Annotated in this window: 26 protein-coding genes; 9 read left to right on the top strand and 17 right to left on the bottom strand. The window is 42.9% G+C overall.

Going from position 1 to position 26,461, the window contains the following annotated elements:
• The first annotated feature begins 145 nt into the window (after positions 1-145).
• Positions 146-1,057 (top strand): alpha/beta hydrolase, encoded by a 912-nt coding sequence (locus AC25JC_RS09385; protein ID WP_486923921.1) that lies wholly within the window; start codon positions 146-148, stop codon positions 1,055-1,057.
• Between the two features lie 86 nt (positions 1,058-1,143).
• On the opposite strand, the gene AC25JC_RS09380 is transcribed toward AC25JC_RS09385, so the two are convergent.
• Entirely contained in the window at positions 1,144-1,713 is a 570-nt protein-coding gene (locus AC25JC_RS09380; RefSeq protein ID WP_180078552.1) for an FMN-dependent NADH-azoreductase, read from the bottom strand.
• A gap of 254 nt (positions 1,714-1,967) precedes the next feature.
• Between AC25JC_RS09380 and AC25JC_RS09375 the strand changes: the two genes are divergently transcribed.
• Positions 1,968-3,161 (top strand): GGDEF domain-containing protein, encoded by a 1,194-nt coding sequence (locus tag AC25JC_RS09375; RefSeq protein WP_180024635.1) that lies wholly within the window; start codon positions 1,968-1,970, stop codon positions 3,159-3,161.
• Positions 3,162-3,195: 34 nt separating this feature from the next.
• Here the strand turns inward: AC25JC_RS09375 and AC25JC_RS09370 are convergent, their stop codons facing one another.
• The 5 genes from AC25JC_RS09370 to AC25JC_RS09350 all read right to left on the bottom strand — a co-directional run bounded on the left by AC25JC_RS09370 (position 3,196) and on the right by AC25JC_RS09350 (position 7,539).
• Complete coding sequence (locus AC25JC_RS09370; RefSeq protein WP_486923920.1) at positions 3,196-3,864, bottom strand: glutathione S-transferase family protein; 669 nt, start codon at positions 3,862-3,864, stop codon at positions 3,196-3,198.
• A gap of 2 nt (positions 3,865-3,866) precedes the next feature.
• Positions 3,867-5,663: a protein-disulfide reductase DsbD gene (gene dsbD / locus AC25JC_RS09365; RefSeq protein ID WP_486923919.1), complete on the bottom strand. Its 1,797-nt coding sequence runs from the start codon at positions 5,661-5,663 to the stop codon at positions 3,867-3,869.
• Between the two features lie 54 nt (positions 5,664-5,717).
• Positions 5,718-6,488, bottom strand: a complete 771-nt coding sequence (locus AC25JC_RS09360; protein ID WP_486923918.1) for a transporter — start codon at positions 6,486-6,488, stop codon at positions 5,718-5,720.
• 14 nt (positions 6,489-6,502) lie between these two features.
• Positions 6,503-7,045 carry an ankyrin repeat domain-containing protein gene (locus AC25JC_RS09355; RefSeq protein ID WP_078190592.1) on the bottom strand — a complete coding sequence of 181 codons (543 nt, stop codon included), beginning with the start codon at positions 7,043-7,045 and terminating at the stop codon, positions 6,503-6,505.
• Between the two features lie 128 nt (positions 7,046-7,173).
• Positions 7,174-7,539: an HPF/RaiA family ribosome-associated protein gene (locus tag AC25JC_RS09350; protein WP_111885127.1), complete on the bottom strand. Its 366-nt coding sequence runs from the start codon at positions 7,537-7,539 to the stop codon at positions 7,174-7,176.
• Between the two features lie 495 nt (positions 7,540-8,034).
• Here AC25JC_RS09350 and AC25JC_RS09345 point away from each other — a divergent pair, with 495 nt between their 5' ends.
• Together AC25JC_RS09345 and AC25JC_RS09340 are read left to right on the top strand one after the other, a co-directional pair.
• Positions 8,035-8,796: an outer membrane protein OmpK gene (locus tag AC25JC_RS09345; RefSeq protein WP_168379688.1), complete on the top strand. Its 762-nt coding sequence runs from the start codon at positions 8,035-8,037 to the stop codon at positions 8,794-8,796.
• 101 nt (positions 8,797-8,897) lie between these two features.
• Positions 8,898-9,398 (top strand): GNAT family N-acetyltransferase, encoded by a 501-nt coding sequence (locus tag AC25JC_RS09340; RefSeq protein WP_486923917.1) that lies wholly within the window; start codon positions 8,898-8,900, stop codon positions 9,396-9,398.
• A 17-nt stretch (positions 9,399-9,415) separates the two neighbouring features.
• Here the strand turns inward: AC25JC_RS09340 and AC25JC_RS09335 are convergent, their stop codons facing one another.
• The 8 genes from AC25JC_RS09335 to AC25JC_RS09300 form a co-directional block, all read right to left on the bottom strand.
• Complete coding sequence (locus tag AC25JC_RS09335) at positions 9,416-9,898, bottom strand: DUF1877 family protein (RefSeq protein ID WP_486923916.1); 483 nt, start codon at positions 9,896-9,898, stop codon at positions 9,416-9,418.
• Between the two features lie 350 nt (positions 9,899-10,248).
• A complete protein-coding gene (gene urtE, locus AC25JC_RS09330; protein ID WP_068532840.1) occupies positions 10,249-10,947 on the bottom strand; it encodes an urea ABC transporter ATP-binding subunit UrtE in 699 nt (232 codons plus the stop codon).
• A 10-nt stretch (positions 10,948-10,957) separates the two neighbouring features.
• Positions 10,958-11,779, bottom strand: coding sequence for an urea ABC transporter ATP-binding protein UrtD (urtD, locus tag AC25JC_RS09325; RefSeq protein ID WP_168379685.1), 822 nt, complete (start codon positions 11,777-11,779; stop codon positions 10,958-10,960).
• Complete coding sequence (urtC, locus tag AC25JC_RS09320; protein ID WP_168379684.1) at positions 11,776-12,849, bottom strand: urea ABC transporter permease subunit UrtC; 1,074 nt, start codon at positions 12,847-12,849, stop codon at positions 11,776-11,778. Before urtC ends, urtD begins: the two co-directional genes overlap by 4 nt.
• Before the next feature lie 4 nt (positions 12,850-12,853).
• Positions 12,854-14,488: an urea ABC transporter permease subunit UrtB gene (gene urtB / locus AC25JC_RS09315; RefSeq protein WP_486923915.1), complete on the bottom strand. Its 1,635-nt coding sequence runs from the start codon at positions 14,486-14,488 to the stop codon at positions 12,854-12,856.
• Positions 14,489-14,583: 95 nt separating this feature from the next.
• Positions 14,584-15,870: an urea ABC transporter substrate-binding protein gene (urtA, locus tag AC25JC_RS09310; protein WP_180049711.1), complete on the bottom strand. Its 1,287-nt coding sequence runs from the start codon at positions 15,868-15,870 to the stop codon at positions 14,584-14,586.
• A gap of 374 nt (positions 15,871-16,244) precedes the next feature.
• Positions 16,245-18,125 (bottom strand): DNA topoisomerase IV subunit B, encoded by a 1,881-nt coding sequence (parE, locus tag AC25JC_RS09305; protein WP_486923914.1) that lies wholly within the window; start codon positions 18,123-18,125, stop codon positions 16,245-16,247.
• Positions 18,126-18,296: 171 nt separating this feature from the next.
• Positions 18,297-18,896 (bottom strand): YqiA/YcfP family alpha/beta fold hydrolase, encoded by a 600-nt coding sequence (locus tag AC25JC_RS09300; protein ID WP_486923942.1) that lies wholly within the window; start codon positions 18,894-18,896, stop codon positions 18,297-18,299.
• 243 nt (positions 18,897-19,139) lie between these two features.
• On the opposite strand from AC25JC_RS09300, the gene AC25JC_RS09295 reads away from it, so the two are divergent.
• Positions 19,140-20,471 (top strand): PGAP1-like alpha/beta domain-containing protein, encoded by a 1,332-nt coding sequence (locus tag AC25JC_RS09295; RefSeq protein ID WP_486923913.1) that lies wholly within the window; start codon positions 19,140-19,142, stop codon positions 20,469-20,471.
• 63 nt (positions 20,472-20,534) lie between these two features.
• On the opposite strand, the gene AC25JC_RS09290 is transcribed toward AC25JC_RS09295, so the two are convergent.
• A complete protein-coding gene (locus AC25JC_RS09290) occupies positions 20,535-21,062 on the bottom strand; it encodes a disulfide bond formation protein B (protein ID WP_078190602.1) in 528 nt (175 codons plus the stop codon).
• Between the two features lie 20 nt (positions 21,063-21,082).
• Complete coding sequence (gshA, locus tag AC25JC_RS09285) at positions 21,083-22,660, bottom strand: glutamate--cysteine ligase (protein WP_486923912.1); 1,578 nt, start codon at positions 22,658-22,660, stop codon at positions 21,083-21,085.
• A gap of 210 nt (positions 22,661-22,870) precedes the next feature.
• Here gshA and AC25JC_RS09280 point away from each other — a divergent pair, with 210 nt between their 5' ends.
• From AC25JC_RS09280 to AC25JC_RS09265, 4 genes are all read left to right on the top strand, one after another.
• Complete coding sequence (locus tag AC25JC_RS09280; RefSeq protein ID WP_078190604.1) at positions 22,871-23,410, top strand: DUF924 family protein; 540 nt, start codon at positions 22,871-22,873, stop codon at positions 23,408-23,410.
• Between the two features lie 59 nt (positions 23,411-23,469).
• Positions 23,470-24,027 (top strand): CC0125/CC1285 family lipoprotein, encoded by a 558-nt coding sequence (locus AC25JC_RS09275; protein WP_078193246.1) that lies wholly within the window; start codon positions 23,470-23,472, stop codon positions 24,025-24,027.
• Positions 24,028-24,053: 26 nt separating this feature from the next.
• Positions 24,054-25,364: a DUF445 domain-containing protein gene (locus tag AC25JC_RS09270; protein ID WP_486923911.1), complete on the top strand. Its 1,311-nt coding sequence runs from the start codon at positions 24,054-24,056 to the stop codon at positions 25,362-25,364.
• A gap of 106 nt (positions 25,365-25,470) precedes the next feature.
• Positions 25,471-26,064 carry a hypothetical protein gene (locus AC25JC_RS09265; RefSeq protein WP_486923910.1) on the top strand — a complete coding sequence of 198 codons (594 nt, stop codon included), beginning with the start codon at positions 25,471-25,473 and terminating at the stop codon, positions 26,062-26,064.
• Positions 26,065-26,123: 59 nt separating this feature from the next.
• Here AC25JC_RS09265 and AC25JC_RS09260 read toward each other — a convergent pair whose 3' ends face one another.
• Entirely contained in the window at positions 26,124-26,411 is a 288-nt protein-coding gene (locus tag AC25JC_RS09260; protein ID WP_372491143.1) for a DUF2798 domain-containing protein, read from the bottom strand.
• Positions 26,412-26,461: the final 50 nt, after the last annotated feature.

Here is a 26,461-nt window from a genome sequence, read left to right as displayed (position 1 = left end):
TTCCCTGGTCTGATATAGACGACATTAGTATCCAAAAGTCACAACAATTTATCAATTTTTGTATGTGACCGTTTAGTGTAACCTTGTAATTTGTGTTGGTAAATATGCTCACACGATTCCAAAAATAGAAAAAGATGGAAAGACAATGAAGATATCGCCACTGACGAAACAACTGATTACAGAAAGCATTTTAAAAACCACAATTCGTGGGCCGAGCCAATTCAATTTACCGCCCAATACTTTAAGGTTTGCTTTGGAACAAATGTGTCGTGCATTTCCCCAAAACCCCGATGTACAAATTCGTCCTATTCGCTTAGCCGGCTTAAAAGCCGAAGAAATCAAACCACAACAGGCATCGACCCAACTCATTTTTCATATTCATGGGGGCGCATTTTTCTTGGGTTCGATGAACACGCATCGGGCGTTTCTGACTCAAGTTGTGGCACGCACGCAAATGCAAGTGTTACATTTGGATTATCCTTTATCCCCTGAAGCACAGTTCCCTGAAGCACTCGATGCCCTTTTTGATGTGTATGCGGTGTTATTAGATCAAGGGGTTCAAGCCAAAGATATTATTTTGTCAGGCGACTCTTGTGGTGCAAACTTGGCGCTTGCCTTAGCCCTTAAAATTCAACAGGAACAACTTCCACAAGTCAGTGGTTTGGTGTTAATGTCACCGTTTTTAGACTTGACCCTGAGCAGTGAGTCCCTACGCTATAACCGTAAGCATGATGCGCTGTTAAGCATAGAAGCCCTCGAAACAGGTATTGATTATTATGTACCCCGCTCGGTCGATCGAGCTGATCCATTGGTTTCGCCTTTTTTTGCAGAGCTCAAAGGACTACCTCCGATTCATATTCAAGTGGGTTCTAAAGAAATTTTATTGGATGATGCGCAGCGTTTTAAAGTCAAAGCAGAAGAAGCCGGCCTAGATGTCGAATTCAAGTTGTACACTGGCATGTGGCATAACTTCCAAATGTTTAGCCCATGGTTTGAAGAAGGACAGCGTGCGCTGAGTGATTTAGCCGATTTTGCACATCGACTGGATCAGGATTAATCGCTGAAAAATAATCCCTGAAATGGATCAAAGTCACCATAAAAAAAGGTCAGCGGATGCTGACCTAAGAGGGAAATGTCAATCTATTAAATGGCTTGAATTTGAGCCTGAGCTGTTGCCATTGCTTGTGCTTTCATATCTGGTCCCATATTGACACCTTCGGCACGAATCACATCAATATCGCTGACACCTGTGAAATTAAACACGGCTTTTAATAAACCTTCTTGATAATCTACAGGGCTGTTATCGCCATACACACCGCCACGACTGCTGGCAATATAGACTTTTTTGTCACCTGCCAAACCCACTGGACCTTGTTCTGTATATTTAAAGGTACGACCTGCAACACTGATACGGTCAATCCATGCTTTCAAAGTTGATGGCAAACCGAAGTTATACATAGCAGCACCAACCACAACCACATCGGCATCTAAATACTGTTGTAACAACTGCTCGCCTAAAGCCGATTGTTCTGCATTTTGACCCATCAAAATTTCACTGCTGAGATGTGGAATCTGCTGTACTGCTAAATCGAGATATTGAACCTGTGCCGCATCACCATGTTTTTGCTGTAGCTGTTGTACAATTTCAGCGCTGAGTTGACGTGAAACTGAAGCGTCGCCCATGATGCTTGAATCAATATGCAAAATTTTCATGACTAAAACCTAAAGCTGTTGTTATTAACTTGAGCCTAGTGTAATCACTTTTCATAAATAGAATAATCCCGATCCTTATGACACTATGTTTTATTTTTAGAACAATCTTTTTGAACTCGTAAAAAATTTAAAATTACTGAGCGGTTCTTGACCGTTATCAAGTGTAAATTTTCATGCTAATGTAAGCCTATAAAATGATATCTATATAAACTTTAAGAAAAAAATTGATAACTCGAACAGGGCAAAGACACAGGATGACGGTGAAATCAAGCATACGTGACATGATCCTTCGCAATAGAATCGCCCAGTATTTACTGGAAGATGAAGTGGTCATGAATTGGAGCATCCTGAAAAAGTGTATGCTCATGCTGATGCTTGGCTCAGCCATTCATCTGCTTTGGATTATTTGGAAATTATATATTTCTTTTACACCTGAACTTTGGCAGTGGGTTAACCTTGATCTCATCCACTCTCAATTGTGGACCAACATCGTCTTTTTTAGCTTAATGGTGCTATTGATTTGGCCTTGCTATGCTGGAAAAGAAAACCCAAAAATTCAGCTTGTTTTACCTTATCTTTCGGTCGGCTTATTCGTCATTTCTTTATGTCGTGATGGTTATTTAATTGGTGTCATGAGCCCAGCCACCATGATCTCCTATGTGAGCCTAGTGACCGTTGGATTAGTGCTATTTACACGAAAAATCGTCTATAGCATGCTGATTCCAGCCACGATTTTTTTATCTATTTGCATGTATTTAAGTATTCGCGGCATTATTCCCTATGCCCCGATTTTTCAACCTCATGCCTATGGCTATCAAAATAGTTTTTGGCTCTTCTCAATGATCTTTTTCATTGTTCCTATTTTATTAACCTGTCTGGCTTTATTTGAAATCTTACTGAGCCAATGGCGTCACAGAGAGCATTTGATTCAAAAACTTAGTCAAGTCGACCCACTGACCAATTTATTTAATCGACGCAGTATCAATCAGTGTTTGGAACAGCTCGATAGTGCTAAAACAGATACATATGCACTGGTCTTGTTGGACTTAGACCATTTTAAACGCATCAATGATGAATACGGACACGATAAAGGCGATGAAACCTTGATTCTCGTCAGCCAAGTATTAAACCAACATTTACGCGGTAGTGATGTAGTTGGGCGTTTTGGCGGGGAAGAGTTTATTTTGGTGTTAAAAAACTCTAACTTAGAACAAGCAATTTTCATTGCAGAGCGCTGTCGAAAAGCCATTGAACAGCTTGAAATTTGGGGGCATGACGGTCAGTCGATTCATGTGACAGCCAGTTTTGGCATTGCGATTTCAACGCCTGAATTAGTACCACAACAATTACTGACCCATGCAGATCAAGCGCTATATGCAGCTAAAGCTGGTGGTCGTAATATGGTGATGGCGTACACTGAGCAACAAAGCTTTAGCCATTTGGTTTAAAACTTTTATCTAGGTCAGACGTGACGTTGAGCTTTTAACGAAGATACTGTTCCATACGGCGGACTGGCTGTTCCAGTTGAGCAGCCGTGATCCATGCCACCACAGAAGGATGCTGCAAAATCTTTTGCATATAACGCTGTGTGTTGTCACTCACAGGTAGCTGGAAGGTCTGTAAACGTGTCACTACGGGTGCAAAAAATGCATCGGCAATACTAAATTCACCGCATAGAAAGCCATCCACCGCAGGACGACTCGACCAAATCTGCTCGATTCGAGTCACTTCAGCACGCAATTCAGCATGTTCAGACCATAATCTCTGACCATGACGACCATAATCCGCCTGCAGATTCATACTGCATAAGCTACGCAATTGCATAAAACTACTGTGCATTTCCGCGCAAATACTCCGTGCCCATGCACGTTGTGTAGCATCTTTTGGCCACAGTGGAAGCTCTTGAAACTGCTCTGCCAAATATTCACAAATCGCCAATGAGTCCCAAATCATCACACCGTCATGTTGCAGTAGGGGCACTTTGCCATTGGCATGTAGGGCTAACATTTGTTGCTTGAATGCTCCGCCATCTGCTTCTTCAGAAAACGGAATCAAGATCTCTTGAAAGGGTAAATTAAACGCGTGTAACACCAACCACGGTCGCATAGACCACGTCGAATAGTTTTTATTGGCAATATATAATCGCATCATTTTTATTCTCCACGCGATTTAAATTTTTCCAATTGCGCTAGCAATTCTTTCTCGCTAAAAGCGCCCGTCAAGCGTAGTCCACGTATCTCTTGATGCGCTGTATCTAAAAATAAATAGGTCGGTGGCCCTAAAATATCCCATTGATTGAGCAGTACTTGATGGGTTGCATCATACTGACTCAAATCTAACTTAATTAAGTAATATGGTGCCAAAGCCTGTTGCACTGCTGCCGATTTTAAAACTTTATGTTCAATCGGCTGACAGGCCACACACCAATCGGCATAGACATCAATAATCGCGGATTGACCTTGGGGAATTTCACTTAATAAACGTTGAAACTCTTCTGCTGTATGTGCCACATGCCAAGCACTTTGTTTTTGATTTTCTTCGACTAAAAAACGTTGGCTGTGTTGATATTGACTGTACACAATATAAGGTACAGCTGCACAGAACACCAAGATATACAACCATTTGAGCTGAGTACTGCGCCATAAAATGCGCCAAAGCACATAAGCGCTAAACACCAACCCCAGAGCAAGGGATAACCACTGTAACCAAGCTTCACTGATCAATGGTCGAATAAAATACAAAGCTAATGCCAACATGATGAAAGCAAAGAGCACCTTGATTTGATTCATCCACAAACCCGCTTTAGGCAATACCCGTGAGCCAAGGACACTGGCCAACAATAGCGGGGTCCCCATGCCAAAGCCGAGGGTGAATAACAATAATGCACCTTGCCACTGACTTTGGGTTTGGGAAATGAATAATAATGCACCTGCCAACGGTGCTGTCATACAAGGACCGACTAGCAATGCTGAAATCATCCCCATGACTCCAGCGCCAACGAGACTACCGCCCTTTTGCATCGACTGCGCTTGGTCTAAGCGATTGACCCAACTGCGTGGCAATTTCAGTTCAAATAAACCAAATAAATTCAGGGCAAAAACTACAAAGAGCGCGCTAAAGGCAATTAAAGTCGAAGGCTGTTGCAACCAACGCTGGAAATTCAAACCTGCAGACGACGCCACCAAGCCAAGAATGGCATACACCATCGCCATACTGGTGACAAAAGTCAGTGCAATCATCCACGCTTTTAAACCTCGGCTGTCGCGGACAATTAGTGAGGTTAAAATCGGCAGCATTGGCAATGAACATGGGGTAAAAGCCAGCAAAAAACCCAGGCCAAAAAACAGCAAAAGGCCATAAAATATAGAGCTTTGTGCTAATTTTTCAGACCACATTTGGTCGCTTGCAGTATAGCGTTTAGAAGCCAGTGCAGCATTATCTGCCCGCTGCTGATCTAAACGATTCGCCATAGGCTGTTCGACAGTATTTTCTGCTGCAAAGTCGAGTAAGCGTTTATTTGGACTGGCAAGATTTTGCTGTGTGACCAAGCCAGAAGCATCCGTTTCGAAGCTGATGCTCTGTGGTGGATAACACACCCGATCCTTGGCACAGCCTTGCCAACTGACTTGATAGGTCTGCAGTTTTTGAGTCGGAATTTTAAAACTCAACTGTTGGTAATATACCTGCGTATGACCATAGTTATCGTCTTTTAAATCCTCAGCAGCAGGCAAATCCAAAGCTAAAACTTGATTGCCCTGCTTCACCTCTATTTTGTGCTGATACAGATAATAATGCGCTGGAATATCCCAACTCAGCTCCGCCTGATCTGCACGCTCAGAGGCGACCGAGAAAGGAAAAGCATCTTCAGCTGAAAGTAATGCATCCTGAGCAGAGACGCCCATACTGAACGACAGCACAGCCGCTGCCGCAACATAAGTCCATTGTTTCATTCAGCTGAATTCATCCTCAGTCTGTATTTATACGTTTTAAAATTTAGTGTTCTTTTAGAACAGGTAAGATACCCCTAAACCTGACTGATAATTTTTATGACCGCCAGTGAGTTCTAGACCAACGCTCGCATCCAACTGCATGCGATCTGAAACGGCAAACGTCAAACCTGATGCTAATGACACTTCCTGATCGGTACTCTCTGCTTTGCGATAAACCAGCTCAGAAAAACCCGATAAATTACCCGCAATTTGATATTCCAATCCCGGAATAGCACTCACAGCCCAATCACCATCTTGAACTTCATAACGCATGGTCATTGAAGTCCCAATTGTATCGCTATAATCATAAGCCACGGCTGAAGTCAGACTATAAATGTCATCTTCAGCACTAAAGCCTTGATTGCCTGTTGCAATAATGGCTTCTGCAAGAATGGCCATCGATAATTTTTCATCATTCAAATCAATGGCTTTTTTCAGGCCAATGCTGACATCACCCAAACCATCATCTTCAACTGAGCGACCCGCAACTTTGGTTTTAGACCATGCAGGACCTTGCCAACCCAGTTGCAATTCCAAATCTTTTGCCAAACCAGTACGGAATAACATGTCTGCATTTAAAGTGGTGTTTTTTACTTTTTCACCATTGTCATCACGACTTTCACTATAGCTCGCTGCTGGCAAACTTTGTTCCCATGCCAAACGACCGACAGGGGTAATGCCTGTGCCCATACCCGCGCCCGGACGGTCAAATGAAAAATCCGCCGCAAGTGTAGACATGCTCAAACCGGATAATGTTGCAATGCTTAAAACTTTAAATACAGTCATGTTTTTACTCACAATTATGCTAATTCTTTGGTCATTTTTGCGCCATGGCTACGCAAAAGCTCCAAGGTTTGTTTTTCTTCTTCCAATGCTTCTGACCAATTTACCGCGTCAAAATCACAGTCAAAAAATAATTCACTAATCGACGATAAAATGGTTAAACCATCGCTATCAATCATATTTGGATTCACTTTTTCATCCAATAAGCGCTGTACCGCAGGGACACATGCTGCACTCGCGGCGTCCCATAATGGACCATAAATTTCTTCTGCATCCCATAAATGCACATTAGCTTTGGCTTGAATCAACGCTTCCAAGATTTGCATATGTACGTCTAAATGTTGTGTTTTCTGTTCTGCTGTTAAGGGTTGGCCTGCTTCATACGCTTCGCAAACCATTTCCCACCATTTAAATAAACCATCAGACCATACAGAAACCGCAGGTCCTTTTTCAAAGTCGATAAAATTTGGATTAAGACCATCTGCCAACAGGCGTTGCACCTGTGCAAGATCTTGTTCTTCTAACGCTTGCACAAAAAGCTGTTGTTGCGCTGTTAACATCGGGAAAGCTCACTTCAATTTATTTTGATCTATTATGCCGAATAAAGCTGCGTTTGTTTGAATTTCATGTAACACAAAATACAAAACACACAAAAAAAGCCCCGCAGGGCTTTTTTAAATTTTGAGACTTATTCGTCATCTACGCTGTCATCTGCTTCAGCAAAAGCAGGTTGTGTACTGCGTGGGTTCTCTTTCTTTTCGAACACATGTTCAAGACTACGTTTAAGTCGATCAATTGCACCGTGAATAGCTGTATCTACATTATGACCACGATGGTTGACCACGACAGGCTTCAAACCAGCAGGACGCGCTTCAATCATACATTTAATGTCGTCGCTACCGCCCTTGTCCCCATTTTCATCACTTAAATGCACCGAAAAGTGAGTAATGCGTTCACTATGGCGCTGAAATTCTTCATTAAGTTCTGCACGAACGTATGTAATTAATCGATCACTATTAGGAATGTTTTTATCTGTACGGATTTCTATGTTCATAATATCATCCTCATATCTATCTGTAATATCTATAAATATTTGTGCAAAACTTATTATCTTGGCACGTTACACTTACTGTTTAATTAACAGCGATGACCATCTTCAACTTTGTATGGAACGTCGTCCTCCACATTGAATGATGAACACTTTAGAGTCTGCAGATCCGTGTCCTTATACTTCGAATATCGGTCTTATATTGACATTTTGCAAGTGCTATTTTGATATTTTTTTAATATCCATACAAAAAGTAAGACTTTATTGTAGATTTGCATTGTTTTAATTGATTTGGGTCATATTTTTGTGCATTTCCTCGACGCCCACCTTCTATTTGTACAATTCCACTCCAACTTAAAATCTCGCTTTTACCGTCATTGATCATTCACGGCATATTTCCCCTTCAAATTACAAAACAATTTTGCCGTTGAGTAAAATTTGGCTTTATTTTTGCTTAATAATCTGTATGCTTTCAGTGCTTCTCGGGGGAGATATTTTTTAATGAAACTTACACAAATCGTTGCATCATGTGCATTAGCATCTGCTGCTGCTTTCACTCAAGCTTCACCTATCGTATGGCAAGATTTCAGCTTAACTGGCTTATATGGTGAAAATTATGTTGTGCCTTTTGATGGTGACAACAATGAACAGAAAACGATCACAGCTGAATATGCCGCTAAACTGAAATATTCAGATGTATTCTTCTTCGTTGACCAAGCTTGGGACAAAGATGATGAAGCATCGACTTACCTTGAGCTAGCACCGCGCCTTAGCTTAGGTGAAGTTTCTGGTAAAGACCTTTCTATGGGTCCGATCAAAGACGTTCTTATTGCAACGACTTGGGAACATAATGCCGGCTACGACAAAAATTCTGAGTTTAATAACTTCTTGTATGGTATTGGCTTTGCTTTAGACATTCCATATACACAGTATGCAAACATCAACTTCTATAAAGCCGATAACGATTCTAAATCAGCCGGTACTAAAGATGATTATCAAATGACAATCACTTATGCTGTGCCATTTAAAATCGGCTCTGAAGATTTTCTAGTAGATGCTTTCCTTGACTGGTCAACCGCTGAAAAAGGGGCGCAAGCTAGTGAATTAAACTGGACAAGCCAATATAAATGGAATATCGGTAAGCATATCTCTCCTAAGACTAAGCTCTACGTAGGTGTTGAACACTCGGTTTGGAACAACAAATATGGTCTGAAAGGTCAGGACCAAAACGATGTCAGCGCGTTGGTGAAATACCACTTCTAAGTTCAACTCAGAACGCGATGAAGAAAAAAGCAAGGTTCTTTACCTTGCTTTTTTTATGCCTAAGTTTTTAAATTGACTTTATTTTTATCAGAAATTTGCGCATGTCTTTTCTCATTCGACCTGCAATTCTACAAGACTTAGCGGCCATGCTCGCAATCTATAATCATGAAGTTCTCAACGGCTTTGCGACATGGAATGATCAAGCTTATACCCTTGACTCTTTTCAACAGAAATTGCTGGATTTGCAAAAGCAAAATTTTCCATTTGTGGTGATTGAAGATCAGGATCAACAGCAAATCGCCGGTTATGCTGACTATGGTTCTTTCCGTCATTTTGCTGGCTATCGACATACTGTTGAGCATTCTGTCTATATTGACCCAAACTATGCTCGACTGGGTCTCGGTCAGCAATTATTAGAGCACCTAATTCAGCATGCTAAAAGCCAAAATATGCATGTCATGATCGCTGGCATAGATCACGGCAATAGCGCCTCGATTGCCCTGCACAAAAAATTAGGCTTTAAGCAAACAGGTTATATGCCTGAAGTGGGACAAAAGTTTGGTGAATGGCGTGATCTGGTCCTGATGCAACTTCAGTTATAGCCCGTGTTGAGCTGTGTTTATGGTAATTTATCCAAACGAATACCATCTTGTATCACACTCAGCACCGATAGGTTATTACGCACCGCATCACGATAAAGATCTTGTAACTGTAAAAAAAACAGTTTTAGTTCGGCCAATTTGAGCTCATGCTCAGGTGCGTTTTCTGCAATCGTGACCAAATAACGTTTTTTGATTTCATCCACGCTTAACGGTTGTAATGCCTGATGAATTTCTGCAACGCGAACTACAGTATTGTAATGCACTGCAAGGCTCAGTCCCGGTCGTCGCTCTGACAAAGGATGTTCTGCCTGAATGGCATAACTCAGTGCCGCAACTGAATCACTGTTCACGCTTAATAATGGATTCAACTCTTGCCACGCTTCCCCTAAAAATAAGGAGTGTTGTACAAAGGGTGAATCCAAGACATCTTGAGGGGTGTCTGCTTCTAAAATCAGAGTTTCCAAATCATTCGGTGGGATCAAATATAATATCGCGTCCATATTCTTATCTTCTTGTTATGTCGTACATTTAGATTAATGTAATCCACACAAAAATAAAGCAGATATTTTGTATATTCGGCCGCATTTGATCGAATACTGATGGATGCCAAGTCGCCTTTTACTAAAGTTTCAGTATTCCGCTTAGCATCATTTAAGCACTAGATGCTGAAGCTTCAAATGACTCTGCTGAGAACAACTTAAGCGTATGGCTTAAACAAATTTTTTTTATGCCACTCGTTTTTTTGATTCAACTGCCATGACTAGCAACGATTTTTGAGCGTAGTAAATTGAATGAAAAGAGTAACGAGCTTGATTGATACAAGCCCGCCACACTTTAAAAACAGCTAAAGTTAAATCGCCACCAGTTCCCGAATGCCTTTTTCGGGCATTTCACTACCGACACCTTGTGCAATCACTTGCCCCCGCGCCATCACGGTATATTCATCTGCCAGTTCTTCTGCAAAATCATAAAACTGTTCAACCAAAACAATCGCCATTTCTCCGCCATCAGCTAACTGACGAATCACACGACCAATGTCTTTAATAATCGAGGGCTGAATGCCTTCAGTCGGTTCATCTAAAATCAATACCCGCGGTTCGGAAGCGAGCGCACGGGCAATCGCCAATTGCTGCTGCTGACCTCCAGATAAATCTCCACCTCGTCGATGTTTCATTTCATCCAATACGGGGAAAATCTCATAGAGATGTTCTGGCACTTTTCGGGTTTTAGCGCCTTTAAATTTTGCCATGCCAATCAAAATGTTTTCTTCAACGGTCAAGGTCGAGAAAATATCCCGCCCTTGCGGTACATAAGCTAAGCCTTCACGTACACGCTGTTCTGGACTTAGCTTAGAAATATCTTTGCCATCCAGTAGGATCTGCCCTGACTTGATCGGTAAAATGCCCATTAAACATTTTAAGAGGGTGGTTTTACCCACACCATTTCGCCCGAGCACCACCGAACATGCGCCCACAGGAGCGGCAAATGTCACATCTCTTAAAATATGACTGCCACCATAAAACTGATTGACGTCTTTGACTTCTAACATGGTCTGCTCCTTAACGTCCGAGATATTTTTCAATGACATCTTCATTGGCTTGGACTTCGGCCAATGTACCCTCTGCCAAAATCGCACCTTGCGCCAACACGGTGACTTTTTCACTGATGGTGTCAATAAAGCTCATGTCATGTTCAACCACAACAAGGGTATGGTTCTTTTTCAACTCTAAACACAGCTCTGCGGTACGCTCTGTTTCAGCATCGGTCATTCCTGCTACAGGTTCATCCAGCAAAATCAATTTTGGACGTTGCATCAGTAGCATGCCTATTTCTAACCACTGCTTTTGACCATGTGACAACAGCCCTGCCGGTTTATGGATCAATTCTTCTAAGCGGATTTGTGCTAAAGATTCGTCCAAGGCGTTTTGCGCATCTGGATCGAGTTTGCTGAAAAAACTCTTTTTCACCCGTTTATCTTTAGGTGCAGCCAATAACAGATTTTCCATCACGGTAAAATTTTCAAATACGGTTGGCTTTTGAAACTTACGACCGATTCCGGCTTCCGCTATTTGCTCCGTGCTCATTTTTGCCAAATCATAGGTTTGCCCAAAAAAAGCCGAACCTTCTGTTGGGCGAGTTTTACCCGTAATCACATCCATCAGCGTGGTTTTGCCTGCACCATTGGGACCAATGATGCAGCGCAGCTCACCTTCTTTGATATATAACGACAAATCATTTAATGCGCGGAAAGAATCAAACCAAACGCTGACTTTTTCTAAATACAGGGCAATCCCGTGACTGAAGTCCGCACCCTGCTCTTTCGGTCGTCCATAACCTTCTGCGGCATGACCGCCATGCGGTTGAACCCATTGATCATTCATTCGCTGCGCTCCTTTTTAAACCGCTCTAATAGCCCAATCACGCCATTTGGCAGGAATATCGTTACCACAATAAACAGCGCACCTAAAATCAATAGCCATACCTCTGGATAAGCCACCGTGAAATAGGTCTTCATCCCGTTGATCAAACCTGCACCCAGTATCGGGCCAATCAGCGTGCCTCGACCACCTGCAGCCACCCACACCGCCATTTCAATCGAATTGACAGGGTTCATCTCACTCGGGTTAATAATGCCAACTTGGGGTACATACAGAGCGCCTGCAATCCCTGCGATCACGGCAGACAACACCCATGCAGAGAGCTTGTACCATAAGGTGCGGTAACCTAAATATTGCAAACGGTTTTCACTGTCACGAATTGCACCGAGTACACGACCATAGGGTTTATTCATCAGGTGGCGTAAGCCGACAAAACAGACCAGCAAAGTCAGTGCCGTGAGGAAACACAAGGTTGCACGCATTGGTGCAGAGGTAATATCCATACCCAAAATGGTTTTAAAACCGGTAAAGCCGTTGTTACCGCCAAAGCCGGTTTCATTGCGGAAAAACAGTAGCGCCGCAGCAAAGGTCATGGCTTGGGTAATAATTGAAAAATACACGCCTTTAATTTTTGAGCGGAAGGCAAAGAAGCCAAAAATGAAGGCAATCAGTCCTGGGACCAAAACCACCAAAGCCAATGCCCACACGATATGTTCAGTACCCATCCAGTACCACGGTAGCTCGGTCCAACTCAAAAAGCGCATAAAGTCGGGTAAGCCATCGCCTGCCGCTTCACGCATGAGATACATACCGAAGGCATAGCCGCCCAAGGCAAAGTACAGACCATGCCCTAAGCTTAAAATGCCGGCATAGCCCCAAACCAAATCTAAGGCCAATGCCACCAAGGCGAGACACATAATTTTGCCAATGAGCGTGACCCAATACGCTGATAAATGCAGTGCTGAATCGGCGGGTAATACATGTAACCAAGGTAAAATCAGCAAAATGGCAAAGCACACGGCAATCGCCATACCGCTATAGGGTTTATCCGATAATAACGAAGTGATTTTCATGCGCTTACTCCACAAAACGGCCTTTGATGGCAAACAAACCTTGTGGACGTTTTTGAATAAACAAAATCACAAGAACCAGTAGAATAATTTTCGCTAAGACCGCACCCATGCCGATTTCCAGCACAGTGCCACTGACACCTAGACCTAAGGCAGCCAGTACTGAGCCCCATACTTGGCCAACACCACCCACCACAACCACCAAGAACGCATCAATAATATAGTTTTGACCTAGATCAGGACCGACATTGCCGACTTGTGCTAAGGCACAACCTGCCAGACCTGCAAGCCCCGAACCTAAACCAAAAGCCATCATGTCAATGCGGCTAGAACGGATACCTACGGCCTGTGCCATTTGACGGTTTTGCGTCACGGCACGAACAAATAAACCAAAACGGGTTTTATTCAGTAAATAAACCAGCAACAACAGTACCGCAACGGTAAAGCCAATAATGGCAATGCGGTTATAAGGCAGCATCAGGCTCGGTGTCACAGCGACCCCTCCTGACAGCCAAGAAATATTTGACACCTCAACGTTCTGCGCACCAAAAACCATGCGCACCACTTGCATTAAAATTAAGCTCACACCAAAGGTGGCTAATAGAGTTTCCAATTGACGGCCATACAAGGGACGAATAACAGTACGTTCAATCAACATGCCGATCAAAGCACTTACAATAAATGCAGCAGGAATCGCGGCAATCAAGTACCAGTCGACATAGCTACTGAGATAACTCCTAAACAGGCTTTGCACCACATAAGTGGTATAGGCCCCGATCATGATCAGTTCACCATGCGCCATGTTAATCACGCCTAGCAGACCATACGTAATGGCTAAGCCCAACGCCGCCAGTAGTAAAATACTGGCCGTGCTCAGTCCGGAAAAGACATGTCCAGTCCATTCACTGGCCTGAATACGAGTTTTAATATTGCTCTTGGCTTCTGTCAGTGCGGCTTTTAACTCAGGATGCAGGTTGGCTTGTTGTAATTCCTGTTCCACCATCGCCAACACATCGGGACGGTTAGAATCTTGCAGCACTTTGGCCGCCTGTATTTTTTGTAAAACATCAGGGTTTTGATAATCCAAGCGTGCTTTGAGCTGCGCTAAACGGGCTTTAACTTTGTTATTTTTTTCATTTAAATACAATTGATTAATATTTTTAACATCCAACTCAGCCAAGTTATTTTCTAAAATATCAATTGCATCCAAACGTTGGTTTAAATCATCCGATTGCAGCTTTTCTTTCGCTTGCGCAAACGTTAAGGCTTTACGAAGGGTATTCACCAAGGTGACTTGAGATAAATCGGCAGGCCAATCCATCACGGTTTGCAAATCAGGATAGCTCAATAATTTTTCGTCAGTTTCTAAAATATAGGTTTGACCGCTTTGACCACTATATAACTGGTCTTTTTCGACCAATGCGGCCAACTGATCTAAGGATTCAATATCGCCCGGCCATTGATTCAGTAAACTGCGGCGCTCGGTAAAACTACCGCGAACAAATTGCTGAATGGCGTCACCTTGCTGCACAGATTGCACCGTAGGCACGACATTCGCTGCAGTTTCTGCATGCACGATTTGCAGACAGAATAATTGGCTCAGGAATAGAAAAAGGATCGGGAAATTGCGTAATTTTTTCATCTTATAAGCATCCCTATTGAGTAATAGAACAACCCCATCTAGGGATCACATCAAAACATGCCCACTACACAATGGCAGTAGGCATTTGGATTGAATTATTTCGGGATGTACGGGCTCCATGGCTCTGCAGCAATGGTTTTTGCCGTTTTGTGTACCACATCAAACTGACCATCGGCACGGATCTGACCAATCATGACTGGTTTATGCAAATGATGGTTCGACGCATCCATTTGCAAGGTATAGCCCGATGGCGCTTTAAATTCTTGGCCGGCCATAGCTTCACGCACTTTATTGACATCTGTGCTTCCAGCTTTTTCTACCGCTTGTTTCCACATATTGATGCCGACATAGGTAGCCTCCATCGGGTCATTGGTCACAAATTTATCGGCATTTGGTAGTTTGTATTCCACGGCATACTGCTTCATTTTATTGGTGAATTCAGTATTCACTGGATTTTTCACCGACATGAAGTAGTTCCACGATGCCAAGTGTCCGACCAGCGGCTTGGTGTCGATACCACGTAATTCCTCTTCACCCACAGAGAACGCCATCACTGGAATATCCGCAGCTTTGATGCCTTGGTTGCCCAATTCACGATAGAACGGCACATTTGAATCGCCGTTAATGGTCGAGATCACAGCAGTCTTTTTCCCTGCCGCAAACTTCTTCACATTGCCCACAATGGTTTGATAGTTGCTATGACCAAATGGGGTATATTCTTCCATGATGTCTGCATCGGCAATGCCTTTCGACTTCAAAAATGCACGTAAGATTTTGTTGGTGGTACGTGGGTAAACATAGTCTGTGCCCAACAGTACAAAGCGTTCTGCCTTACCACCCTCTTCACTCATCAGATATTCAACAGCAGGAATCGCTTGCTGATTCGGTGCTGCACCTGTGTAGAAAATATTTTTAGACTGTTCCTGACCTTCATACTGAACAGGGTAGAACAATAAGCCATTTAATTCTTCAACCACGGGTAAAACCGACTTACGAGATACCGACGTCCAGCAACCAAAAATCACGGCTACTTTGTCTTGGGTAATCAACTGACGGGTTTTTTCCGCAAATAGTGGCCAGTCCGATGCCGGATCCACCACCACAGGTTCTAGTTTTTTGCCCAATACCCCGCCATTGGCATTAATTTCATTAATCGCCATCAAGGCCGTATCTTTTAGAGAAGTTTCTGAGATCGCCATCGTGCCTGACAGCGAATGTAAGATCCCAACTTTAATGGTGTCACCACTTGCTGCAGCGGCTTTTGGTTCTGATGTAGCGCTTTCTGTTTTTTCTTCTGCAGGTTTTGAACAGCCCGTTAAAGCAATCGCCCCAGTCATCGTTGCCGCTAAAATACTTTTAGCAAATACATTGCGTTGAAACATTATTCACACTCCCAACCTAAGCTTGTAATTCACATTTTTAAAATGCATTTGTTGTCTTTCATCACAACAGAGCAATTCAATAACTGTGCCAAGCCTTATTTTTTATTTTGATTGAGTGCTTTTATTTATTTTTAAATGTTATTTTTCACATAGTTACAATCATAAAATTTGCTTTTAATTTTTTATGGGTCGATTCAAAAATCGTAAAATCACCGCAAAGATGCATACAAACTTGTATCCAACATTTGACCTATAATTGAACAATTTTGCGACGTTTTTCAAAAAACACGGTGTTTTGGCACACAAATCATGCAGCTTTTCCTAAATTTGAAGCAAAAAAAAACCACTTGCGTGGTTTTTTCCTTGTTGCAATTTTAAACCGCTAAATCGGCCAAATTACCCTTCTGTTCCAACCAATATTTACGGTCTGAAGAGCGCTTCTTCGCCAATAATTTGTCGAGTAAACCTGAAGTAAACTGTACGTCATCCAAGTCCAGTTGCACTAAACGACGTGTATCGGGATCCATAGTCGTTTCACGCAGCTGACTCGCGTTCATCTCGCCCAATCCTTTAAATCGTGTGATTTGAGGATTTTTGGTTTTACATTTCTTTAAGATGCTTTCTAGTTCATCTTCATCCAAGGCATAGTGCACATCTTTATTGTCATCTATACGGAACAGCGGTGGCATCGCCACAAACAGATGTCCTTCCTCAACCAAAGTATGGAAATGTTTGACGAACAGTGCGCAGAGTAAAGTTGCAATGTGCAAACCATCCGAGTCGGCATCGGCCAAGATACAAATCTTGCCATAACGGAGTTCTGACAAGTCGTCACTGCCCGGATCAACACCAATCGCAATCGCAATATCATGTACTTCTTGCGATGCTAAGACTTCATCAGAAGACACTTCCCAAGTATTTAAGATCTTACCGCGGATCGGCATGATCGCTTGGAAGTTCTTATCACGTGCTTGCTTGGCAGAACCACCTGCAGAATCCCCTTCCACAATAAACAGTTCTGATTCTTCGAGGGTATGGCCCACGCAGTCGGCCAATTTACCCGGTAAGGCTGGACCTGAAACGATCTTTTTACGTTCAACTTTTTTCGCAGCTTTTAAACGGCGACCAGCCTTAGCAATCACCATTTCAGCCAGTTGCATGGCTATATCGGAGTTTTGATTTAGCCACAGTGCAAAAGCATCTTTGGCAATATTTAACACCACACCAGAGGCTTCACGGCTTGAAAGTCGTTCTTTAGTCTGACCCGAAAATTGTGGCTCTTGGAATTTCAAAGACAGAATAAAGTTGACGCCATCCCACACATCTTCGGCAGACAGCTTCATATTCCGTGGCAATAAATTCCGTAATTCACAGAATTCACGAATCGCATCTGTCACACCCGAACGTAAACCATTGACATGGGTACCGCCTTGCGCAGTTGGAATCAAATTGACATAACTTTCTTGAATCTGTTCGCCGCCTTCAACGTTCCAGCAAATGGCAAATTCAGCACTAGCACGTTCAGCTTCACCAGTCGCCACAAATGCAGGAACAGGAACGATGTCACGGTCTTGCAGCTCATCCATCAAATAGTCGACCAGACCATTTTCAAATTGCCATTCGATCTTTTCGTTGTTGATTTGATCGATATAAATAATCTGCAAGCCTGCCGCCAAAACAGCCTTGGCTTTTAAGTTGTGTTTTAAGGCTTTCAGCGCAAATTTAGGCGAATCAAAATATTTAGCTTCAGGCCAAAAATGCACGGTAGTACCCGTTGCACGTTTAGCGCATTTACCTTCCAACACCTCAAGCGGTGCCACAGGAACGCCATGTTCAAAGGCCATTTTATATAGATTACCTTGACGCTGAACTTCCACTTCAACACGATCTGACAGTGCGTTCACCACCGAAATACCCACACCGTGTAAACCACCTGAGAATTGGTAGTTATCGGTACTGAACTTACCACCGGCATGTAACTTGGTCAGAATAATTTCAATCCCGCTTTGGCCATACTCAGGATGAATATCAACAGGCATACCGCGTCCATTGTCTTCTACCGATAAAGAACCATCTTTATAAACCGTCACAGTAATTTTGTTGGCATGACCTGCAAGCGCTTCATCGACGGCGTTATCTATCACTTCCTGCGCCAAATGGTTTGGTCGTGTAGTGTCTGTATACATACCCGGACGGCGACGTACCGGATCCAGGCCAGATAAAACTTCAAGTGATTGAGCCGTATATTGCGTCACGTTGCAAAATTCCCTGCTTTTTGGTTAAAACATTTCTTCGAGCGCTACAGTATATGCTTTTTTAATAAATTGCATATCTCTTGCGATCAGCCGCCATTTTCTTAGTCAATTTATGCGTCAATTCATGTCGTAAAGCTGCTTTTTTGTATGATTAAACTGATTTCGCTTTTCTTATGCCCGCTTATTTTTTACAGCATCTGCCAAAAACTGCAAGAGCATGGGTATTTTTTCTGCAAAGTTATCCATGCCATGCGTTCCACCCACCTCAGTGATCAGCATAGCCGTGCCGGCTTGAACCGCACTATAAAACCTAGTGGCATCACGATAATCCAAGGTTTCATCACCTTGTTGGAGCAAGACCAACAGTTGATCTGCATTTTCAACCTTAGATACAGCCAAAGCCTGCATTTGATTGAGCTGTGCATCATCCAAGCACCACGTTTCAGTCACCTGATAAGGCAATGCCGTCTCACCAAATAAATCACGAAATAATTGCCATGGATAGACCGCAGGATTGATGAGCACCGCAGGAATGTGATGGCGTGTCATCAACTGCGTCGCATAAAAGCCACCTAAACTGCTACCGACCAAAACCACATTATCCAAACCTTCAATCAGCTCTGACATCTGCTGCATTACCTGTAGCGGTGGCATATTCAAATCTGGCAAATGCACGTGCACACCATTTAAGTCTGCGCAATAGTGCCGCAATATCTGCCCTTTCACTGAATTTGAGTTACTTTGAAAACCATGCAAATACACAATATTCATCATTTTGATTCCAAATTGATCTTTAAATTGCTTTAAAAGTGGCATATAAATGCTAACTGCGTCACATTTTCTAAATTTGAATTTTTAGTAAAATTGTCAGACAAAAGGCATTCACCGACAGGTCTGTTATCGGTATTGTAAAAGCTGTTCGTGAGAATTTTATAAAATAAACAATGAAACTTCAGGCTATTCCAGTAATAAATACAATCGAGGGATAGCATTGAATGTAAGGATAGGAACATTATGCCTAGCTTAACACCATTGCATGAAACCTATTGTAAATGGGACCGCACGCCACCCAGTCAAGCAGATGTGCTGGAAGGTTTGGCACAACTCGTGACAATGCGTTTTAGTGATGTCGTGCATGACTTGATCAAAAACATTCAACGTGAAATTTTAATCAGTATTTTTGGAATGAGCGAACAAGGCTCGAAAGCCTTTCATAAGCAGCCGACCATTGCACGGATTTACGAATTTTCTTACATCACTTTTTTCAATTATGGCAATTATTTACTTGCACCAACGCTGCGTAGCATTATTGAAAAATTCCCACGCTTACACGACAAACCCCTCACCCCGTCTTTACATTTTTTAGTGGGCGCACTGAATGGGGTCTTGGGCGACTATTTACTGAAATATCACAACCCGATGGCCTTACCGATGGTGATTTACGACCATTATGGTGCGGTACAAAAAGGCGAATTAAACGGTCGTATTACCCTGTTAATTCATGGGCTGTGCATGAATCATCTGTCATGGTCGACAGCCAAATATGGCGGCATTGGTGAAAAATTGCTGTCACAACGTGACCACAACACCATGCTGTATTTAAATTACAACACGGGTCGTCGTATCTCGACCAATGGTCGCAGCCTTGCCAATACATTAGAAGATTTGGTCCGTCGCAACCCGGGTATTACTAGTATCGACTTAATTGGTCATAGTATGGGGGGCTTAGTGTCCCGTAGTGCCATTTTTTATGGCAAACAAAATATGTATCAATGGATTCATCAAGTCGAAAATCTAGTCTGCTTAGGCTCACCGCATCATGGTGCTGTGCTTGAACGTATCGGATTTCATCTGCAAGATCAATTGGGGCGTTTCCCTTTGGTCAAAATCGTGGGCCACGTGGTGAATATTCGCAGTAACGGCATTTTAGATTTGCGCTATGGCAGCGTACGTGATGATGATTGGGAACATAATGATGTCCGTATTGGACTCATGGACGACAACCGTAAACCAGCCCCGATTCCATCGCATATCAATACCTACTTCGTGGCAGGGACCATCGAATATGAACATCGTCGCAATAAAACGCGACATGTGATTGGAGATTACTTGGTCAGTGTGAAAAGTGCGTTAGGAGAACACCCAAATGCACGGTATCAACTGAAAGTGCCAGATTCACATAAAGCAATTTTTTATGGCTTGAACCATTTCGAAATTCAGCATCATCCGCAAGTGGCTGAGCAAATCGTGCATTGGTTCTATCCAAATAATGACGATAAAGCTTGTGATCATATCTATGAATTTATGATGGACTTGGAAAGTGTGGAAGGCATTGCCCTAACCTAACGTACCCCCCATTGAGACTCATAAAAAAGCCCTCAACTGAGGGCTTTTTTATGTATCACTAAATTAAAATTTATCACGTAAACGTGGCACTGGTTTGCTTGGATATTTACGCAATAACTGCCAAAGACTGAGCAAGGTTAATACCGCAAAAAACACCAATGACCAAACCGGTAACGATTGCCCCAAGAACGTCCAATCCACTTTGGCACATTCACCAGAACCCGTCAGTACTTGCTCAAAGACCGATTTTAAAGGCAGCGTTTCTACCCAATAATCCAGTCCCGGACCACAACTCGGTACTTTGTCTGGCGGTAAGTTTTGCAGCCAAATATGACGCGCAGCCACCCCAGCAGACCAAAGAATTGATAGTGTCCCCAACAATGCGTAAATGCGTTTACCCCAATTCGATGCTGGATTGTGAATCAATGCAATCAATGAAATGATGCCAAGTCCAATCAAACCAATACGTTGGAATACGCACAACGGACAAGGTTCTAAGCCTTGTACATGTTCTAAAAACAGCGCAAAAGACATACCGATCACGCTGGCTAAAAACAACAAACCACTCACGAAGCGGAAACTCCATTTCATGGTAAATCCTCTTAAATTTTTTATCTAAAGTTTTTCAAATATTCTTCAAAACTCAAGGTGCAGTCTTGCTCAAGTTGAGCCTGTTTTTCTAGAGACTGCTCAGCAGCTTGTGCAAAGTATGCTGCAGTTTCAGGGTTCAAGACATGCTGCTCATACACTTCAGCATGTTGTAAGGCCATAAAGCTACCAAAGCCCCAAGTTCCACCTTGTTCTAAAGTATCGCTAATCATACGTGCCGACAATGTTTCATCGACTTCATCGATGCGTGATTGCATCACAGCCATTGCCTGAGTGTAAATATCTGTATTGTAAGAATCATCCAGCAATTCAGCCAACGGTTGCATCGCTGCAACATGTGTACGACACCATGTTTCAATTGGAATTGCCTGACCTTGCTGTAAAATCACCGCATTTGGCGCACGACCACGGTTCACTACTTCCGCCTGATTTTTCTCAATTTCATTTTGTTCGGCATCTAACAACGCTGGACTGTCTTGCAATAAACAGTACAAAGCCACCACTTCGAGCAAGCCTGCCGTGTCTTCATTGATCCCAATCGGGCTATAAGGATTGACATCTACCGCGCGTAATTCAACATAACCTACGCCACGATTTTGCAGGGCTTCAGACGGTGTTTCACCATCCTGCGGCACTTGTTTCGGACGAACCAAACTGTAGTACTCATTTTCAATTTGCAACACATGGTCATTAATTTGAATCGGATCACCGTGTTCATCATTTAAACCTAAATGACTAAATGCGGCATACGGGGTATGCACCGCTTTTTGCAAACCTTCCAAATACGCCTGCATGTCGTTGTAGTGAATCCCTAACTGTTTTTGTGCTGAATTTTGATAGCCAAAATTTCCCATACGCAGTGCCGTCGCATAAGGTAAAAATAGCGTGCCTTTTAAGAGCGGTAACAGCTGATGTTCTCGTCCAGTCATAAAACATTTACACACCGACGGGCTCGCTCCAACCAAAAACATCACCAATGGCGTTAAACGAATAAAATTACGGATCAGGCCGAAATAACGATGACTGCGATAATCCTGTAAGCTCAATGCCTTGAGGGCGTCGTCAGTTTCATGTTGTTGCAGTGCTTCAAAGAAATGATCTGGGAAGGATAAATTATAATGCACCCCTGAAATGGTCTGCATCCGGCGACCATAACGCACCCCTAAACCACGACGGTACAAGGTTTTAAAACGTCCTATATTCGAGCTGCCATATTGCGCTAAACGAATACTGTCTTCATCTTTATCCAACATGCATGGCATCGACAACGGCCAAAGTTTTTCACCATGTTCTAAATGCGTATGCGCAACAGCATGAATATCTTGCAGATAGTTCAACGCCTCTGTAATAGTTTCTTTTGGTGGCGTGATAAATTCCATCAAAGCTTCAGAATAGTCTGTCGTAATATGCGGATGAGTCAAAGCCGCACCCAAGGCTTGGGGATGGTCGGCCTGAGACAAGAAACCGTTGCTTTGCATACGTAAGCTTTCACGCTCAATACCGCGCAACATTCCTTTAATCAGCGAAGAATCTACCCAAGTCGGTAAAATGTCTTGAGAGGTCGATTCGGGTTGACTCATTGCTATCTCGCTTAAATGGAAGAAACTACTAAAATAAAATCATCAGTTTATATCAGTATAACGCGATTTGAAGTGGGCATATGACCCACTGTATAGTTTTGAGACAAACCGTGATTTTATTTTGGCAATTTTTTATCACAAACTTACTCTATATGACATTTGAAATTTGTGATTTTATAAACAAATATATGCTAATAATGCTTAAAACATATGAATTATCAAGATATTCTCGAATTTTGGTTTAACCCAGAAAATCAGCCTAATTGGTTCGCTAAAAGCAATAATTTTGATGTTTTAATCGAAAAAAAGTTTAAAGACATCCATCAAGCGGCCAGTCAAGCAGAACTGTGGCAATGGCGCACCACAGCCGAAGGTCGCTTGGCTGAAATTATTGTTTTAGATCAGTTTTCGCGAAATTTATTCCGTGACTCTGGCTTGGCTTTTGCCCAAGATGCACTGGCTTTGGCGCTTGCACAAGAAGCCATCGCGCAGGGTTTAGATCTACAATTAAGCCCTGAACAGCGCTCATTTTTATATATGCCCTTTATGCATAGCGAATCGACAAAAATCCATCAAAGCGCGTTAAAATTATTTGAGCAACTGGGCAATCCGATCAACTTAGAATTTGAAAAAAAGCATAAAGTGATTATCGATCGATTTGGACGTTACCCGCATCGCAATGCGGTATTGGGCAGAACATCTACAGCAGAGGAATTGGAATTTTTAACCCAGCCCAATTCTAGCTTTTAATTGACGGCTTTTGGCCAGTATCTCCCCTTGCCATGAACCGATTAAACAGGAGTATGCGCATGAACAAACTCATTATCGCAGCAGCCATAACCGCAGCACTCGGTTTAACTGGCTGTGCCACAACCCCATCAAAACCTTTGACCTTTGAACAACTCGGTCAATATTCTGCGACACCATTAAATGCTCAAAGCTATCGGATTAGCTTCCAAGCTAGACCCAATATGAGCTATGGTACTGCCGAAGAAATCACCTTGGTTAAAGCCGCTCAAACCACCCTACACAATGGCTTTCAATATTTTAAAGTCATGGATGACCCGAGTAATCGGAGTCAAAAACCGCCGCGCCAAGCGGTGATTTACCCAGACCCTATGCCTTATCCATATGGCTATTATCGTCGCCATCCCGGATTTTGGCCAGGCCCGTTTTATGACGTTCCACAGGTGGTCACACTCGATCCGACTCAAGTTTCCTACAGTATTACTTGCTATAAAGATCGTGCCAAAGCCCCTCAGGATGCCTTTGATGCTCGCTTGATTTTGCAGTCACTCGGAGCTAAATATGGTTTAGACAGCCAAGGAAATCCTTTGCCTGTAGCCGCTGAGCCCACCTCTAAATAAGTCAACCCATAGAGACCCGATCATTGATGAGCCCAACTGAACAGCCCGCTGTTTCACCTAGTCTGCAACGCAGTAAACGCTTCGCCACCATTGCTTTGGTGGTGGCGGTGCTGGCGTGGATTGCATTGATGATCGCAGCTAAATTGCTGCCTGAATACGTCTGGCTCATTCATATTTTAATGCTTTCAGCAGAAGCTGGAGTGGTTGGTGGTTTGGCAGACTGGTATGCGATAACCGTTTTATTTCGCAATCCCTTTGGTCGGATTCCGATTCCTAAATTTTTACGTGACCACACAGAAATTATTCCTCGTAATAAAGCACGCATTGCCGAGTCAATGGGCCGCTTTGTTCAGGAGAATTTTCTTTCACCACAAGTGGTTGAAAAAAGCTTAGCGGAGACGGATCTCTCTCTTGCCGTCGGGAAATGGTTGGCCAATCCGCACAATAATGCTCAAGTGACCCAAGTCATTCAGCAAACGGTACCGAAAATTTTCGAATTTGTCGGTCAGGAACAAATTGGACAATTTATCCAAAATAACAGCGTGCAATGGGTACGCAATACGCAAGTCAACCATCTTGCCAGTGAAATGCTACGGGCAGTTTTAGAAAATGACTTCCATCAAGATGTCCTGCAACGTGGACTGGATTTAGCCCATGATTGGGTCACACAGCATCCAGAACAAACCCGCGACCTTTCACGCCAGTTGTTTAAAGAACTTGGGGTATGGAAGTTAGCTAAAGGCGCCAGCTGGATTGGTATTGATGTACAGCAGCGCACCATTGATTCACTGGTCAGTCGTGTCGAGTCCATGCTTGCTGACCATGAACATCCTTGGCGTCGAAAAATTGAAGAAATGGCACAGCAACTCATGCATGAGTTGGCAGACAATCAAAGTGTAGCCAGCCAACGTTTGAATAGCACCAAGGACGCTTTATTAGACAGCCCACAAATGCTTAACTTTTTAAGCGGCGCTGTTGTGATTTTATGCGACGCGATTCGTTCTGATTTAGAAAAACCCGACTCTGGGATTGCACAAAACCTACGCGTCGCCATTCAACAAGTGGGCGAAAATATTGTCTCTAACGTTGCTGTACGCCAATTGCTGAATGAAAAAATGAGTGATATTGCCATCAATCTCTCCGATCAATATAGCGAAAAAGTCATTCGGTTTATCAGTGAACGTATACATGAATGGGATTCACGTGAAATGATCGATAAGATCGAAAACGAAGTCGGTGGCGACTTGCATATGATTCGAGTCAATGGTGTCGTGGTCGGTGGTTTTATTGGCCTCGCACTGGGGATTATTCGTGCCTGTGTAGAATGGCTGCTTTAGCCGCCTGCAGCAGTCCTCCTCAAAGGAGATTGGCCGCAGGTTTGAGCTTTATGCGTAGAACCGTTAAACTTTGCCGATCCGAAAATTTAATAGAACAATAAAATCTATGCATTTACCTGCCATCTATACACTACCATTCATTCTAATCATCAGTAGCTTAAGCGCTTGCCAGACCATTTCCAAAACCAGTAGCACAGTCAGCGACAAAGTGATGGGCATGCTCGGTAAAGAAAAAGCCCCTGAAATCGATAAAAAAGGCACTGTCGATATCAGCAAAAGTACCCAACAACAGTTAGAAACTCTGCTGACCAATATGCCGAAAAATCAGTGGGTCTATATTGAAAATGATCAACAAGGCACATCTACCCTCAAAAATAAATCGGCAGACAATTTCACCTTGAGCCTCAAATTAAATTGCAAAATCAGCACTCAGCGCCCAACTTTCAGTATAAGCAACGCGGATGGCCAAGAGATCCTAAAAGCACATGATACAAATGTGGGGCAAATTCAAATTCTGCTCGACAATAAAAACTTTGGAAATCCGTTTGAGACAGCCCATCAGCAAAAGTTCCAAAGCTTTAAAACCGCTGTCGCTCAGGCCAAAGTCATTAAAGTGTTTAATTCCTCAAAACTCTATACCTTCCAAAACAACAAAGCCGAATTACTCTCTAAAGCAGTAAGTTGTCGCGATATCCTATAAATATTTAAAGCGAAATGCAGTAAGTCACCGTTTTACTCAACTGTGACTTACATGCAGTCTTATTTTGCAGGTGGCTGTGGCCCTGACATATCAACCAGCAGGCCTGTAAACTTTCGAACAAATGGCAATAAAATCAGTACAATGGGAAAAGCAATTGCCCATGAAATCATCCAATTATGCAGCCATAGTGTCAGAAATCCCTCAAACCAGCCTAAATTTCTGAGCATATTAATAAACGAAATAATACCGCTCATGAGACAGGATAAAATAAACGGCACGATAATCAGCGCCCAGCGTGCAGCTAACTTCGGCACATTGCCAAAAATTTTAGGGGTGGGTTGTGACATGTCCATATACTCAAGCAGTGATCCTGAATCGCTAGACTACTTATATCGTT

Source organism: Acinetobacter sp. P37 (assembly GCF_057480965.1).
The sequence above is the reverse complement of the archived record's forward strand: the minus strand, read 5'-3'. Positions and strand labels throughout refer to the sequence as shown.